Here is a 15,467-nt window from a genome sequence, read left to right on the forward strand (position 1 = left end):
CGGCGCTATTGCGGCAGGGTCTCCAGCCGCTCCAGAAACGCCGGCAATGAGGGAGCCAGCGGCAGCCGGCGGCCTGAGTCGAGCCACTCCAGCCACACCTGACCGCTCTCGTTATCAAGGGAGATGAGGGTCATCTCGTTGCGGGTGGTGGCAAGGAAGATGGAGGGAGTACGCTTGAGCTTGCGCAGCATCAGCAGGTGGCCGATGAGGTTCTCCTTGAGCAGGTCGAGATCCGCCTCGTTCCACGGCAGGATCAACTCAAGGCGCAGCCCCTTGAAGAGGCAGGGGACAGGGCGGCTGAACCAGTGGCCAAACAGGGTGGTCGCCGCAGGATGAAGCTGCAGCTCCAGCGCCTCGTTCATGGCGCTGAAATCGCCAGGCTCACTGCGCTGATGGGGGCGCCAGCTGATCTGACCGTCGACCGGTTCGCCAAGCTGACAGGGGGAGCGCCACTCCGACTCCCACTGACACAGGGGCAAGCCTCGTCTGGCCTCGCCGTCACGCTGCCAGCGAGTAAAAAAGTGCTTCAGGGCAGACAAAACTTGATCCGACATCGAAAATCCCCACAATTGCTGGCAAAGTCCGCTATTGCACCATCAAACCGGGTGACAGACAAGGTTGCCAGCGCCCCGTTGCAGCTCGGGGTTATCCCCGCTGGCAAGGCTGCGAGCACGCTCTGGCCATGCAATGGCCCGCTTCCTCCCAATCATGATGAACACATTAGGTGAGCAAACCTGTGAGCAAACAAGATAGATACGCCGGCGCCAGCGCCCTCAAGGGCTTGAGTCTGGGCCAGCAATCCGACTACATCAGCCAGTACACCCCCTCCCTGCTGCAACCGGTTCCCCGCAGCCTGAACCGGGATGATCTGAAACTCGGTGACGACCTCCCCTTTACCGGTTGCGATGTCTGGACGCTCTATGAGCTCTCCTGGCTCAACAGCAAGGGCAAGCCGATGGTAGCCGTGGGCGAAGTGACCATTCCAGCTACCAGCCCGAATCTTATCGAGTCCAAATCGTTCAAGCTCTACCTCAACTCCTTCAACCAGACCCGTTGCGACTCCATCGATGCGGTGGCGGCCATGCTGGAGCAAGATCTCGGCGCCTGCGCCGGTCAGCCGGTCAAGGTGACCCTGTTCCCGCTCGATCGCGCCCCGCACCAGATCGCCACCCTGCCCGGCGAGTGCATCGACGAGCTGGATATCGAGGTCGACCACTACGAGTTTGATGCCGACCTGCTGCAGGGCGCAGCCAGCAGCGAGCTGGTCGAGGAGACCCTGCACAGCCACCTGCTCAAGTCCAACTGTCTGGTCACCAGCCAGCCGGACTGGGGCTCTGTGGTGATCCGCTACAAGGGGCCGAAACTCGATCGGGAGAAGCTGCTGCGCTACCTCATCTCGTTTCGCCAGCACAACGAGTTCCACGAGCAGTGCATCGAGCGCATCTTCATCGACCTCAAGCACTACTGCCAGCCGGAGCTGCTCACCGTCTATGCCCGCTATACCCGTCGCGGCGGCCTCGACATCAACCCGTTCCGCTCCGATTTCGAGGCGGTACCCGCCAATCTGCGGCTGATCCGTCAGTAAAACGGGCTGACAATAGAAATGAGAGGGCGTCGGTTGGACGCCCTCTTCTTATCTGCAGGGGAAGCATGAGTAAACTCTGGACGCACAGGGGGGCGTTGGATAACATGCCCTCACCCCTGTGCCGTCCTTAATCCAATGAATCAACTGTTTTTTCTGGCCATGATGATGTCTTCCCTGTCCGCTCCGAATCTGGATCTGGACAAGGAGCAGCTCTCTGTCGACCTCCAGCAGGCTCAGTCGCTGGTTCAGACCGATCCCGCCAGATGCGTCCAGATCACCTCCGCCTTCCTGACGCGCGCAGCCAACAATCCCCAGCAGATCATCAGCAACCGGCAGGAGTTCGGCTATCGCGAACCGATCCTGAACTACAGCACCATCGCCCAGTCCGTCGGCGCCTATCTGCTCAAGGGGGAGTGCCTGTTGCAGCTGGGCCAGTATCAGGCAACCCAACAGGCGCTCGACAAGGCGATGGTTCTGGCGGACAAGGAGAATCTGCCAGAGCTCAAGGCACACGGCCTCTATCTCAAGATCCGCAGCCAGCTGCTCAAGCCTGACCACCAGAGCAGCAGTCGCCCCTTGCTCAGCGAGCTTGAGGAGCAGCTGACAGCCCCCAATCTCAAGCAGAGCCAGCTGCAGATCTACAGCCGGTTGCTACGCACCAGCTATGACATCGACAATCAGCAGCTCGAGGATGCCAAGGTGCATCTGGCCGAGGCACGCAACTGGGCAGCGAAAGCGGGCTATCCACTGGCCAGCGCCTGGGTCAGCGCCATCAGTGGCGACCTCTACCGCGCCCTGCAGCAACCCCAGCTGGCCCTTGGTGAATATATCGATGCCCAGCAGCAGGCGAGAAACCTCAACGATCCGCTCTTCCTCGGCCTGCTCTCCAACCAGATCGTCAAGCTCTACCAGCAGGAGCAGGAGCCCCAGAAGGCGCTCCAGTATGCCAATGAAGCGGCCAACTACTTCCACTCCATCGGCAATCCCTCCCTGCTGTGCGACTCGCTCATCGTGCTGGCGCGCCTCAACCGGGATCAGGGAGACCTCAATCTGGCGCTGGTCTACTTCTTCAACGCCCTCGACCTCATCGATGAAGGGAGCAACCGGCCACAGTCCTCCCTGCTCAAGTACGAGATTGGCAAGACCTACCTGCAAAGCGGCAACCTCTCGCTGGCCAGCAACTACCTCAATGCGGCACGCCAGTCCCATGAGCTGAACGATGCCAAAGAGCCGCTGATCGATACCCTGCTGCTGCTCGGCGAGCTCTATCTGAAAAAGCAGGAGGCCGCCATCGCCATCCTGCAGCTGGAGAATGCCCGGGCACTTGCCGACCAGATCGGCGATACCCGCCGCCAGTACGAAGTGTTCCGCCTGCTCTCGCTGGCCTACGAACAGAAAGGATTCCTGCGCCAGGCGCTGGACAGCTACAAGCGCTTCCACCGACTGGGTGAGGAGGTGCGCCAGCAGGAGATCGCCCAGGAGCAGGCTGCAATCCGTGACAACTATGTCCACGTCGAACGGGTGCAGCACATCAAGGAGCTGGAGCAGCAGCTAAGCCAGAGTCAGCACCAGCAGGAGCGCTATCTCTGGTCGAGCATCACCACCAGCCTGCTGCTCGCCCTTTTTATCTATCTCTTCTTTACCCTCTGGCTCAAGCTGCGCACCGCCCGTCTGCAGGCCAAGCGCACCGGGGAAGCCCTGCTGATCGAACCCCGCTCGGGACTGGCCAACTGGCAGCGCCTGATGAACCGCTGGCCGCGGGAGATGGCCAAACGCCAGCTCAAATCGGAGCGCTGGTATCTGAGCGAAGAGCCCACCAGCGAATTTGACGACAAGCTGCACTATTTGCTGTTCCGGGTTCCCTTCCTGATCAATGTGCGGGAGCAGCACGGCTATCAGGCCAGCAGCGAGATTGAACAAGCCTTTGGCGCCTATATCGAGACTCTGACTCCGCAGGATGGCCGCATCTACGATTTGCGCGAAGGGCACCTGCTCTATGTGGTACCGCAGCGGCATGTGGCCAATCTGCATCAGCTGGCCGGCGATCTGCTGATTGCCATCGCCGCCTTCCCCTGCGACTACCCTATCGATCGCCGGGTCAGCCTTGGCATCGTCAGCCACCCCTTCCTGCCGAAGGCAGCGACCGCACTCGATCACCATGGCCTGTTTGACCTCTGTTATCTCGCCCTGTCGGGAGCCATTCAGCTCAGTGAAAAACACCAGCAAAACGTCTGGCTGGAGCTGGCCGCCATCGATTGCCAACAGGCAGCATTTTTTAATGGGGATGTGTGGCAATGCGCCCTGATGGCAATTGACAAGGGACTGGTAAAAGTCAATTCTTCTCATGAAAAGCAATGGGTTAATTGGCACCAGCTTGCAAGGAAGCAAGACACCGGCCCACAACCGTAAAATAGATAACAGACGAGGCTCGATAACGGGTTTGGTCACTGTTGCTATCTGACACGAAAAACAATAATGACAACAGGGCGACCTGATAATGAATGACATCGCTGCCGTAGCAGGACAATTGGCAAGGCTAAGGGAATCCCTTCAGCAGAAACAGCTGGAACTCGACGGAGTACTCTCATTCTCCGATGCCGAGCGTGCCCGCGGCATTCAGTTTATCAACAAGCTGATGCTCTCCTGCCGTGGCTTCGACCGTGAGCTCGACAACCGCTTCGCCAAACTCAAGCAGAAACTGGACGGCAACCCCGCATTCACTTCTCTTGACGCCGATCTGCTGGCTATCGAAAAACTGCTGCAGCAGCACAGTAATGCCATCGAAGAGTCGATGACCCTGACCCAGGCTGCCATCGATCTGGGCTCCAGGCAGCTCAAGACCATCAAAGGTTTCCCGGAAGAGACCCGCAAATCCCTCAAGGAGTTTTTGGCCAGTCCTGCCGGCTACGGCATTGCCGACCATCAGAAGAAGGTGATCCGGCTGCTGGAGTTCTACCAGCAGGCCATCAAGATCCAGCTGCTGCCGAGCCAGCCTCTGCTGGCCAATCCGGGGCAATCAATAGCCGAGAGCGAGTACAACCCAAGCGAAACCCAGACAGAAAACGATGCTTTCGATCTCAAGGAGCATGTCCGTCTGGCCGACGAGTTGCAGCGTCTCATCACCGAGCTCGATTTTGCCGGTTCCATCGGCGAGAGCCTGAGTGACATTCGCCGCCAGCTGCTGATCGGGATCAACCCCGCTCTGCTGGCCGAAACCAGCCTGCAGGTGATCGAACTCATCATTGAGGGCACCCGTGAGGAGCGCAAAGCCTCCCGCGCCTTCCTGAGCACCCTCAACGAAAGCCTTTCCGCCGTTCACGTCGGTTTTACCGAGTCGCTGGATGAAGGGCGCGCTCTGCACAACGAGACCAAAGAGACCCGCGAGGCACTGGTGAACGAGTTGCAGGCCATCGATCAGACGCTTGCCAGCCACAACACCCTCGATGCGCTTAAAGAGGCGATTTCCGGCCATATGGGCGCCATCAACCAGCTGCTTCAGGAGCGCGAAAACACGGCGGCAAGGGAGCGCCATCTGCTCACCCGCCTCTCCACCATGGAGTCCAAGCTCAGGTTGATGAAGGAGGAGACTGCCGAGTACAAGAAGCGGCTCACCATCCAGAAGCACAAGCTGTTCCTCGACAGCCTGACCCAGGTGCACAACCGTGCTGCCCTCGACGAACGGCTGGAGCAGGAGTACAAACGTTGGCTTCGCTATCGCACTCCGCTTTGCATGGCCATTATCGACATTGATCACTTCAAGAACATCAATGACAACTACGGTCATATGGCGGGCGACAAGGCGCTGAAAGTGGTTGCCAAGGCGCTGCAAAGCGCACTGCGTGACACCGACTTCATCGCCCGCTTCGGCGGCGAGGAGTTTGTGGTGCTGCTGCCCAACATCAATCCGGACAAGTTCCAGAAGCCCCTTGAAACATTGCGCCAGACCATCAAGAGCATTCCGTTCCGCTTTCGGGATGCCAAGGTGGAGATCACCATCTCCATCGGTGCCACCCTGTTCAAGGAGGGGGACAACCCGTCCGATGTGTTCGAGCGGGCGGACAAGGCGCTATACCACTCCAAGCATACCGGCCGGGATCAAGTGACTCTGGCCTGACTAGCGGTCAAAAAAACAGCGAACAGTCGTCCCCCTATTTCCCTCCCCCCTCAGTTACCACTACTATCGAAGTCAGGGGATGCAAGAAGGCATCCCCTTTTCTCCCCAGGGAAAAGCACAACGATAACAAGATGAGTAAAGGGGAACCCTATGATTACGCATATAAATCCGGTCGGCAGCATGGATTTGCTGTCACAGCTTGAGGTCGATCGCCTCAAGCAGACAGCCTCCAGCGATATCTATCAGCTGTTTCGCAACTGTTCACTGGCGGTGCTCAACTCTGGCAGCCACACCGATAGCTCCAAAGAGATACTTGAGCGTTTCAAATCGTTTGATATTCACGTGATCCGGCGCGAGCGCGGGGTCAAACTCGAGCTGTTCAACGCGCCGGAGCACGCCTTCGTCGATGGCGAGATCATTCGCGGCATTCAGGAGCACCTCTTCTCGGTGCTGCGCGATATCCTTTATGTCTCCAACCAGCTCGAATCGAACCGTCAGGTCAATCTGACCAATTCGACCCACATCTCCAACGTGGTCTTTGCCATCCTGCGCAACGCCAAGGTGATCCAGCCAGGCGCCGATCCCAACCTGATCGTCTGCTGGGGCGGCCACTCCATCAACGAGATCGAATACCAGTACACCCGGGCAGTCGGCAACGAACTGGGTCTGCGCGAGCTCAACATCTGTACCGGCTGTGGCCCTGGCGCCATGGAAGGCCCGATGAAGGGTGCTGCTGTTGGCCACGCCAAGCAGCGGGTACGCAACGGCCGTTACATCGGCCTGACCGAACCCTCCATCATTGCAGCCGAGCCGCCCAACCCCATCGTCAACGAGCTGGTGATCCTGCCGGATATCGAGAAGCGACTGGAAGCCTTCGTACGCCTTGGCCACGGCATCATCATCTTCCCGGGTGGAGTAGGTACGGCAGAAGAGCTGCTCTATCTGCTCGGCATCATGATGAACCCGGCCAACGAACGCCAGCCGATGCCCATCATCCTGACCGGACCGAAAGAGAGTGCGGACTACTTCCGTGCCATCGACGACTTCGTCAAGGCGACCCTCGGTGAACCGGCTACCCGCCTCTACCGGATCATCGTCGGCGATGCACCGGAAGTGGCGCGGGTGATGAAAGAGGCAATGCCGAAAATTCGCGAATATCGCAAATCGGTCGGCGATGCCTACTCCTTCAACTGGTCGCTCAAGATTGAGCCGGAATTCCAGCTCCCCTTCGAGCCGGATCACGCCAACATGGCCAGTCTGGATCTGCACCGCAACCAGCCGCCCCAGCTGCTGGCAGCCAACCTGCGTCGCGCCTTCTCCGGCATCGTCGCGGGTAACGTGAAAGAGGGCGGCATTCGCGCCATCGAGAAGAAGGGTCCCTTCAAGCTGCACGGCGACAAGGAGCTGATGCACCTGATGGACAAGCTGCTGGAGAGCTTCGTCAAGCAGCAGCGGATGAAGCTGCCGGGCAGTCAGTATGTGCCTTGCTACGAAATCGTACGCTGACGGGTACAGCAGGTAAATCGAGGGGCGCAATGCGCCCCTCTCTTTTGCCACTCAGCTGCCAACGGCCATCAATCCCCATCAGGCTCGCGGGTTTGTTACAATGGGGCGTTCCGACTGCCAAGAGTGCCCCATGTCAAATCCAAGGCCACACCTGCTTATCATCGATGCCCTCAACCTCATCCGCCGTCTGCATGCGGTGCAATCACAGCAGGCGCTGACTCCTGCCCAGGCGCTGGTTGCCACCCGCGCCAACCTCGTCAATACCTGCCGCAAGTTGCTGACCAATAGCGAACCAACCCATGTCATCGCGGTTTTCGACGGGGAGGTGCATAGCTGGCGCAAGGAGATCTATCCGGCCTACAAGGAGGGACGCACACCCATGCCACCCGAGCTGCGCGAAGGGCTGGGTACACTGCAGGATGCCTTCTGGGAGTGCGGCATCGACGCCCTGCTTTCAGAAACCGATGAAGCAGACGATCTCATCGCCACCCTTGCCTGTGGCATTGCCCAACACGGGGCAAGAGCTACCATCATCTCCACCGACAAGGGGTTCTGCCAACTTATCTGCCCGCAGATCCAGATCCGCGACTACTTCAACAAGCGCTGGCTGGATGCCGCCTTTGTCGAACAGCAATACGGGGTTGCGCCGACACAACTGGTCGATTTCTGGGCGCTGACCGGTATCGGGGGCTCCAACATCAAGGGTGTTCCGGGGATTGGCCCCAAGACCGCTACCCAGCTGCTGCAGCAATATGGCGATCTGGCCGCCATGCTAGCTGCCAGCGAGCAGGAAGAGACAGCGAAAGCACTGCTCAAGCTGCGTCAGCACAGGGAAGAGGCGCTGCTGGCCCAGCGATTGGTGCAGTTGCAACAGGATATTCCGCTAGGATTCAACCTGCGGGACATCCGTTACCCGCCCCAGCCCGAATAACGCCCGCACAAAAATGCAGGCAAGGGCGCGAACCATGACGAGACTCACCCTCGCCGTTGATGAAAATGAGTAGAATGTAAAGGAATGTGGTTGGATTGCTAAGTAAATGATATAAAGCAGCCCCATCCTCCCCTATACCCTGGAAGTGGAACCCTCTCATGTCCAAAAGAACAATTACCGTTATCCCGGGCGACGGCATTGGCCCCAGCATCATCGAATCAGCCATCCAGATCCTGACCCACGCAGGCTGTGATTTCGAATATGAGTATGCAGATGCGGGTCTGGTTGCCCTTGAAAAGCATGGCGAACTGCTGCCACAGGCGACGCTGGATCTGATCGAGAAGAACAAGGTCACCCTGAAAGGGCCGCTCACCACTCCGGTTGGCGGCGGTTTTACCTCCATCAACGTCTCCCTGCGCAAGAAATTCAACCTCTACGCCAACGTGCGTCCGGTCATCTCCTTCAAAGGCACCAAGAGCCGTTACGAAAACATCGATATCATCACGGTGCGCGAGAATACCGAAGGGATGTATTCGGGCGCGGGCCAGAAGCGCAGCGATGACAACAAGAGCGCCGAGGCGATGAGCATCATCACCCGCGAGGGGGCCGAGCGCATCGTCAAATTCGCCTTCGAGCTGGCCCGTCAGGAAGGGCGCAAGAAGGTCACCATCATCCACAAGGCCAACATCCTCAAGTCAACCTCCGGCCTGTTCCTCGAAGTGGCTCGTGAAATCGCCAGCCACTACCCGGATATCCAGAGCGAAGAGATGATCGTCGATGCCGCCTGCATGAATCTGGTGATGTATCCGGAGCGCTTCGATGTGATGGTCACCACCAACCTGTTTGGCGACATTCTCTCGGACCTGTGCGCCGGTCTGGTTGGCGGTCTCGGCATGGCGCCGGGTGCCAACATCGGCGATGGTGCAGCTATCTTCGAAGCGGTGCACGGCTCGGCGCCGGATATCGCAGGCAAGAATATCGCTAACCCGACCTCGGTGATCCTCGCCTCCATCCAGATGCTGGAGTACCTCGGCATGCAGGATAAAGCAGAGCGGATCCGCGAGGCGGTACGCACCACTATCGAATCCGGTGATCGGGTTACCCGGGATCTGGGTGGCAGCGCCTCCACCAGCGAATTTACTCAGGCCATCATCGATCGGTTATAAGTTAATCCATTGATATTGAAAGGGAGCTGCGGCTCCCTTTTTTATCTTCGCAATGACCTCACCCAGCTGTCTTTTGCCGTCTATTTTCATAGGAGAGGTGACAGGGAGGGTCTCCGATGCGTACTACCGGAATGGTATTTTTGACAGGGTTGTTACTCTTGACTGACCGAGCTGTCGCATTGGAAAACAGCACCAATCCGGGGGCAATGCTCCCGCGCCAGCAGGCGCTGACCAGTCGCGAAGTGTGGCGCTCTACGCTGGAGACCAACGATCTGCTCAAAGCCCCCAAAGCGCTCTCGTTCGGCATCGAAGTCACCACCGACAACTACGGCAATCAGCAGATCACCTCCTACCCGCAGCTCAATCTCACCCCGGAAAAGAGTGTCAGCCTCTCTTTCGAGCGCTACAAACCCAAGGTCAAGTTCAGAACCGGCACTATGAATACGGCGATAAAACTGAGGGGCAACGGGGTAAAGCTGCAGCTCAATCCGGTCGACAAGAGCATTCCCCTCGAGATCGAGCTGAAGGTCACCAATGACGAATCCTCCCTGCGCGTCGATTATCGCTTCTAGCCGGTGCCAGATAGCAAAAGACCGGTGAGTTTCCTCGCCGGTCTTTTTACTATCTCGGATGTGCGTCCTGTCTATCAGGCCTTGGGTTGCAGTTTGGAAACCCAGTACTTGTTGTAGACATGCACGGTGATCTCTTCACGATCGTGGTAGAGCTGCTTGGCCTGGATCACGAACGCGTTGTCGATCTCCTTGAGCATCTCGCGCAATACCTCGATATTGTGCACCGATTCGGCATAACGCTTCTTCATCGGCAGCTTGAGGTTGAACATCGCCTCCTGGCAATCATTCTCCCGGAACCAGTCCGCAATCATGTGAACGACCCGCGCCGGTTTATCGACCATGTCACACACCAGCCAGTAGGTGTTCTTCTTGCTCGGGCGCCAGACAAAGCCGTCATCGCGCACATGTTTGACCTGACCGGTATCCATCAGAGATTGCGCCATCATGCCGTTGTCGACCGCAGTCACCATCATGCCACGACGCACCAGCTGATAGGTCCAGCCACCCGGGCAGGCACCCAGATCCACCGCCTTCAGACCAGAGCAGAGACGCGTATCCCACTCTTCTCGCGGCACGAACACGTAAAACGCCTCTTCCAGCTTGAGGCTGGAGCGGCTCGGCGCATCGGCCGGGAAGCGCAGACGCGGGATCCCCATATGGAATCCGGAGTTGTTGAAGGAGTAGGAGTAACCCAGCAGCACGTGATCATTGGCCATGAAGAAGGCGTGGAACACCGGGCGGTTCGGCGTCTCCTTCTTGGTGAGGATTTCGTTGTTGCGCAGCGCCTGACGCAGCGGCACGGTGAACTTGCGGCAGAAGGCCGACAGCTCTTTCGCTTCGTTGGTGTCAGCAGTCTCGACCCGCAGATCGCCGCAAATGGTGTATTCGCGAACAGCGTCGATGATGGGGGTGATCCGATCCGCAACATCCAGATCCTTCAGATCGTGGGTGACCACCAGCATCTGACGGATAAAGATAAGCTCGCGGAACGGCAGCTTGCGAGCCAGCAGGTCGGCCTGCTCCTCGTCATACAGTTCGAATATCACATAACCACTGTCGTCCTTGACCCGGGCGAAACCGTAGCACTGCATGTTACCGGCACGCTCGGTGATCTCTGCAGCCGCCTCTTTCTCAAAACCGGGGCGGCAATAAAGCAGCAGATTATTCATTTTTTCCTCCAAGACGACAGCCAGCCCAGATAAGAGCCGCCCATCCCAACATAAAACAGAGGCCACCGGCCGGGGTAATGAGCCCCAGCCCCTTGCTGCCAAGCAGCACCATGGCGTAAATACTGCCGGAGAATCCCAGGATTCCCAGCACAAATGCGGTGCCGGCAACGGTAATCACCTTGCTGCGCACCCCGCACCAACCCAGTACCAACAGGGTCAATGCGTGAAGAAACTGATACTGCACGGCGGTATTAAAGGCCGCCAGACGCTCGGGAGCAATGCCGGTGGCGGCCAGTCCATGGGCGCCGTAAGCCCCCAGCATGGTTGCCGTCAGGCCGAAAAAACCGGCCAGCACCAGCCAGTGTCGATGGATACTCATCCTGACTCTCCTTCTGTAATTCCCCGACGGGTCAAACCGGCACCGGCACAACACCAACGAATTGCCGTATCCGGCTGGCGGCCTGTTGCAGATTATCCTGCTCGCAAAGACCACTGCTCTTTCTCGGCTTGAAACCATGATCACCATCGGTCAGCCAGTGGACCAATACGGCGGATGAGAAAGGAAAATCGGCCAGTTCGACGCGAGAACCGAAAGTGTCGCGCTCCCCTTGCAGCAGCAGGGTCGGCGTCTTGATCTGCTTGAGAACCTCGCCCCGCCAGCGGTCGGGCCGAGCCGGGGGGTGGAAAGGATACCCGAGAATGAGCAAACCTGCAGCATTCATCTCGCAATAGATCTCGTCACTGATCTCGGCCGCCATCCGCCCTCCCATCGACTTGCCAGCCAGAAACAGCCGGGGATGGGCAAATTCCCGCACCATCTCGCGCCAGTGGGCAAGCAAGACGGGTTGCCGGTCTGGCGGGCGACGCTTGCCATCCAGAGCCCGCTTGCTCATATAGGGAAAGTTGAAGCGCACTACCTCGATATCCGGCCCGGCCAGCAGACGCGACAGCTCGGCGAGAAAGGCGTGTTCCATTCCGGCGCCGGCACCATGTGCCAATAAAATGCGAACGGGGGCATCAACTGCCCCCTCACGGATCACCTCATGCATCGGCGAGTCGCGCTCTGCGGCGAGCCTCTTCCTGCTCCACCAGCTCCAGCATCCAGTCGCGGAAGGCTACGATCTTGCCCTGATCAGACTGCTGCTCCTGACAAACCAGATAGAAGGCATTTTTGCTCACCAGCACCTGCTCGAACGGACAGATGAGGCGGCCAGCCTCAATCTCGGGCTGAGCCAGCACGCTGTGACCAAGTGCCACTCCCTGACCGTGGATCGCCGCCTGGATCACCATGGTGGAGTGGCTGAAGATGGGGCCCTGATTGACGTTAGGCGCATCGATGTCGAGCTGGCGGAACCACGCCTTCCAGTCGCGGCGGGAAGTGTCGTGCAACAGAGTGTGCAAGGTCAGATCCTGCGGAGTGCGCAGTGGCTTCGGGCCAGTCAGCAGCAAGGGGGAGCAGACGGGGATCAGGTATTCGGTGTGAAGCTTGTCCGAGCGCAGACCCGGCCAGTTGCCGCGACCGTAGTAGATGGCCACATCAACATCATCGGTCAGGGAGCCTTCATCCAGATCGACCGCCTTGATCCGCACATCGATGTCGGGATGGCGCTCGCTGAACTTCACCAGCCGCGGCACCAGCCACTGGATGGCAAAACTCGGCTGCAGACTCACCGTCAACGCCCCTTTGGCGCTGCGTGCCAGCAGCTTGTCGGTCGCTTCCGAAATGGAGGCAAAGATATCCTTGATATCGAGGAAGTAGCCCTGCCCCTCTTCCGTCAACAGCAGGGAGCGGTTCTTGCGGCGGAACAGCTTGATGCCAAGATACTCCTCCAGCGCCTTGATTTGATGACTGATGGCAGCCTGGGTAACGAACAGCTCTTCCGCAGCCCGGGTAAAGCTTAAGTGACGAGCCGCAGCTTCGAACGCCTTGAGGGCATTGAGCGGGGGTAAACGACGAGACATGACACCAGCCGACGATGAGTTTTTCTAATGGGGCGCATTATAATTTGTCGGTTGCGGGTCGACCAGTGAATAAACATAATTCGCCCAGCAATCAGTCGCCATATGGCTCACATTTTCTACTACATGTTGGTTTGCATGGGTTTTTCGTGAGTCGTTCGACTGTGATTGTGGTGTTGTGTTTCTTCCTCTGCGGGAAGAGGGGTTTAAATCTTATCGATTTGACCCAGTCTGTCATCTGAATGTGTTTGGCGCCTCCTGTCGGATGGCGCCTTTTTTCATTCCCCTACACCTTGAACTGACCCACCAGCTGCTGCTGCTTGTCGGCCAGTGCCGACAATTCGCGACCGTTTTCGGCGGAAGTCGCAGCCTCGGCGCGGATGGTGTGGCTCACATCGCGAATGTTGCTGACGTTGCGGTTGATCTCGTCTGCTACCCTGCTCTGCTCCTGCGCCGCCCGGGCAATCTGCTCGTTCATCTGGTGGATGGTGGAGACCGACTGGATGATCTGCTCCAGCACCCGCACCGAGAGATCGACCTTGCCCAGCGTCTGGTCAGCCTGACCATGACCATCGTGGATCGCCTTGACCACGGCCCCGGTGCCGGACTGCAGCTCGCTGATCAATTTCTGGATCTCGACAATCGCATTCTGGGTTCGTCCCGCCAGATTGCGCACCTCGTCCGCCACCACGGCAAAACCACGGCCCTGCTCACCGGCCCGCGCAGCCTCGATGGCCGCATTGAGCGCCAGCAGGTTGGTCTGCTCTGCAATTCCCTGGATCACGGTGAGAATATCGTTGATGTTGTCACTGTTGGCGGAGAGCCGCTCAACCACCGGCAGCGCATTGTTGATGATGGCCATCAGCTTGCGCATCGCTTCCTGGGTATCGGCCACCACATACTTGCCCTCTTGGGCGGCAGCGTCGGTTTCATTGGCCGCAGCCACCGCCGAAGAGGCGTTGCCGGAAACCTGCAGAGCCGTTGCGCTGAGCTCTTCAAAGGCAGTAGCAACCAGATCGACCTCCTGATACTGGGTCTGCATGCCGCTGCTGGTGCGCTCGGCAACGTGAGCCGCCTGCTCGGCACTGGTACGCGTTCCTTCTACCGTGGCGATGACCTGACTGATGGTCGATTGCAGTTTGTTGAGGAAGCTGTTGAACCACTTGGCCAGCTCGCCGATCTCGTCCTGACGATGAATTTCGATACGCTGGGTCAAATCCCCTTCACCGGTGGCAATATCCTTGAGTCGGGCAACCACGGCACGGATAGGGGCAACGATTTGACGGGCCATCAGCCAGATAAAGCTCAAAGCCAGCAAGGAGATAAGCGCGCCAATCCCGAGCTGGGTAGCGACGCTGCGGCTCGATTCACTGGCGAGATCCTCTTGCAGCTGCTGGGCCGATGCGAGCACCACGGCTCGGGGCAATTCGATATAGATACCCCACTTGCGATCGGTACCACGCATGGTCACGGGGACAAAGGTTTGCAGTATGGAGCCGTCGCTGCTCCAGCGGCTCAACTCTCGCCCTTGGTTGAGCCACCCTTTCAGGTCAGCAGCAAGCCCCTGATACTTCTGATCCAGTGCTCGCCCCAGCGTGACATCGAATTGATCAGCCCCTGCCACACGCCCTTCATGGCTGACCAGCAAGATCCTGCCTTTGCCGTCATAGAGCTCCTTGTCCATGGTAGAGACCAGATTCTGCAATGCAGTCAGAGAGATGTCGACGCCAACCATCCCCAGCAAGTTGCCGTTCTCCAATAGAGGGGTGCTCACCGATGTGATCAGAACCTTTTTATCGCCGACGTCATCCAGATATGGTTCAAGCAGGCAGAGCGCCTTGGTGCGGATGCTGCAACGATACCACTCGTTTTCAACGCCGCCAGATGCGGTCGGTGTTTCGTCAGCCAGCACATCCTCGTTTTGCACCTCAGGCACCAGCTTGCCGTTGTCATAGGCCCAATAGGTTGAGAAACGCCCTTTGTCATTGGAGCCAATCTCGCTGGAGCCCTGATAGTTGCTGTCCTCTCCGTCCAGCTGATCGGGTTCAAACACAGCGTAAACGCCGAGCAGATTGGTGGAAGATGCTGCAGCATCGTGCAGCTGCTGGTTGATGGCGCCACGTAGCGCCTCGGAGTGAACAAAGTTGTCGGCCGCATTCTTGCGTTGGAACAGCACATTTTCAGCAAGCAGAGTCGCCCGGAAATAGGCCTCGTCCAGATAACTGGTCACCTTGGCAGCCTGCTCAGCACCCATCGCTTTCATCCAGTTTTCTGCCGATTGCTGCGCCTCGTGCATTGTTGCTTGTCGCACTTGCTCCTGCATCTTGTTGGCATTGTAAAGAGATGAAGCAACCAGAGCGGCTGCAGTAACCAACAAACAACAACCGGCAATCAGGGTGATCCGACCCTGGACAGAAAGAGCACTCATGCCAATATTCCTAACGTCATAGCGATATGGATAGTTT

At 58.3% G+C, this 15,467-nt stretch carries 13 protein-coding genes; 7 read left to right on the forward strand and 6 right to left on the reverse strand.

Features of this window, described 5'->3' with window-relative positions:
• Positions 1–5 precede the first annotated feature (5 nt).
• The gene (gene syd, locus AAHA39_RS06025; RefSeq protein WP_215803222.1) at positions 6–554 is read right to left on the reverse strand and encodes a SecY-interacting protein; all 549 of its coding nucleotides are present in this window, start codon (positions 552–554) and stop codon (positions 6–8) included.
• A 182-nt stretch (positions 555–736) separates the two neighbouring features.
• On the opposite strand from syd, the gene queF reads away from it, so the two are divergent.
• The 7 genes from queF (at position 737) to AAHA39_RS06060 (ending at position 9,874) form a co-directional block, all read left to right on the forward strand.
• Complete coding sequence (gene queF, locus AAHA39_RS06030; RefSeq protein ID WP_320656702.1) at positions 737–1,585, forward strand: NADPH-dependent 7-cyano-7-deazaguanine reductase QueF; 849 nt, start codon at positions 737–739, stop codon at positions 1,583–1,585.
• 135 nt (positions 1,586–1,720) lie between these two features.
• Positions 1,721–3,994, forward strand: coding sequence for a tetratricopeptide repeat protein (locus AAHA39_RS06035; RefSeq protein ID WP_320656701.1), 2,274 nt, complete (start codon positions 1,721–1,723; stop codon positions 3,992–3,994).
• 88 nt (positions 3,995–4,082) lie between these two features.
• Positions 4,083–5,699 carry a GGDEF domain-containing protein gene (locus AAHA39_RS06040; protein ID WP_320656700.1) on the forward strand — a complete coding sequence of 539 codons (1,617 nt, stop codon included), beginning with the start codon at positions 4,083–4,085 and terminating at the stop codon, positions 5,697–5,699.
• A 150-nt stretch (positions 5,700–5,849) separates the two neighbouring features.
• Positions 5,850–7,205 (forward strand): nucleotide 5'-monophosphate nucleosidase PpnN, encoded by a 1,356-nt coding sequence (ppnN, locus tag AAHA39_RS06045; protein ID WP_033114234.1) that lies wholly within the window; start codon positions 5,850–5,852, stop codon positions 7,203–7,205.
• A gap of 130 nt (positions 7,206–7,335) precedes the next feature.
• Complete coding sequence (gene xni, locus AAHA39_RS06050) at positions 7,336–8,136, forward strand: flap endonuclease Xni (protein WP_320656699.1); 801 nt, start codon at positions 7,336–7,338, stop codon at positions 8,134–8,136.
• 158 nt (positions 8,137–8,294) lie between these two features.
• The gene (locus AAHA39_RS06055) at positions 8,295–9,302 is read left to right on the forward strand and encodes an isocitrate dehydrogenase (RefSeq protein WP_043849310.1); all 1,008 of its coding nucleotides are present in this window, start codon (positions 8,295–8,297) and stop codon (positions 9,300–9,302) included.
• 116 nt (positions 9,303–9,418) lie between these two features.
• The gene (locus AAHA39_RS06060) at positions 9,419–9,874 is read left to right on the forward strand and encodes a hypothetical protein (RefSeq protein ID WP_320656698.1); all 456 of its coding nucleotides are present in this window, start codon (positions 9,419–9,421) and stop codon (positions 9,872–9,874) included.
• Between the two features lie 74 nt (positions 9,875–9,948).
• On the opposite strand, the gene rlmM is transcribed toward AAHA39_RS06060, so the two are convergent.
• From rlmM to AAHA39_RS06085, 5 genes are all read right to left on the reverse strand, one after another.
• Positions 9,949–11,043: a 23S rRNA (cytidine(2498)-2'-O)-methyltransferase RlmM gene (gene rlmM / locus AAHA39_RS06065; protein WP_042030238.1), complete on the reverse strand. Its 1,095-nt coding sequence runs from the start codon at positions 11,041–11,043 to the stop codon at positions 9,949–9,951.
• A complete protein-coding gene (locus tag AAHA39_RS06070; protein WP_320656697.1) occupies positions 11,036–11,422 on the reverse strand; it encodes a DUF423 domain-containing protein in 387 nt (128 codons plus the stop codon). Before AAHA39_RS06070 ends, rlmM begins: the two co-directional genes overlap by 8 nt.
• Positions 11,423–11,453: 31 nt before the next feature.
• Positions 11,454–12,092, reverse strand: coding sequence for an alpha/beta fold hydrolase (locus AAHA39_RS06075; protein WP_320656696.1), 639 nt, complete (start codon positions 12,090–12,092; stop codon positions 11,454–11,456).
• Positions 12,085–13,005, reverse strand: a complete 921-nt coding sequence (locus tag AAHA39_RS06080) for a transcriptional regulator GcvA (RefSeq protein ID WP_005338622.1) — start codon at positions 13,003–13,005, stop codon at positions 12,085–12,087. The genes AAHA39_RS06075 and AAHA39_RS06080 overlap by 8 nt, the downstream gene beginning before the upstream one ends.
• Before the next feature lie 283 nt (positions 13,006–13,288).
• The gene (locus AAHA39_RS06085; protein ID WP_201907837.1) at positions 13,289–15,430 is read right to left on the reverse strand and encodes a methyl-accepting chemotaxis protein; all 2,142 of its coding nucleotides are present in this window, start codon (positions 15,428–15,430) and stop codon (positions 13,289–13,291) included.
• Between the last annotated feature and the right edge of the window lie 37 nt (positions 15,431–15,467).

Source organism: Aeromonas sp. SE22 (assembly GCF_038739755.1).
Lineage (GTDB): Bacteria > Pseudomonadota > Gammaproteobacteria > Enterobacterales > Aeromonadaceae > Aeromonas > Aeromonas jandaei.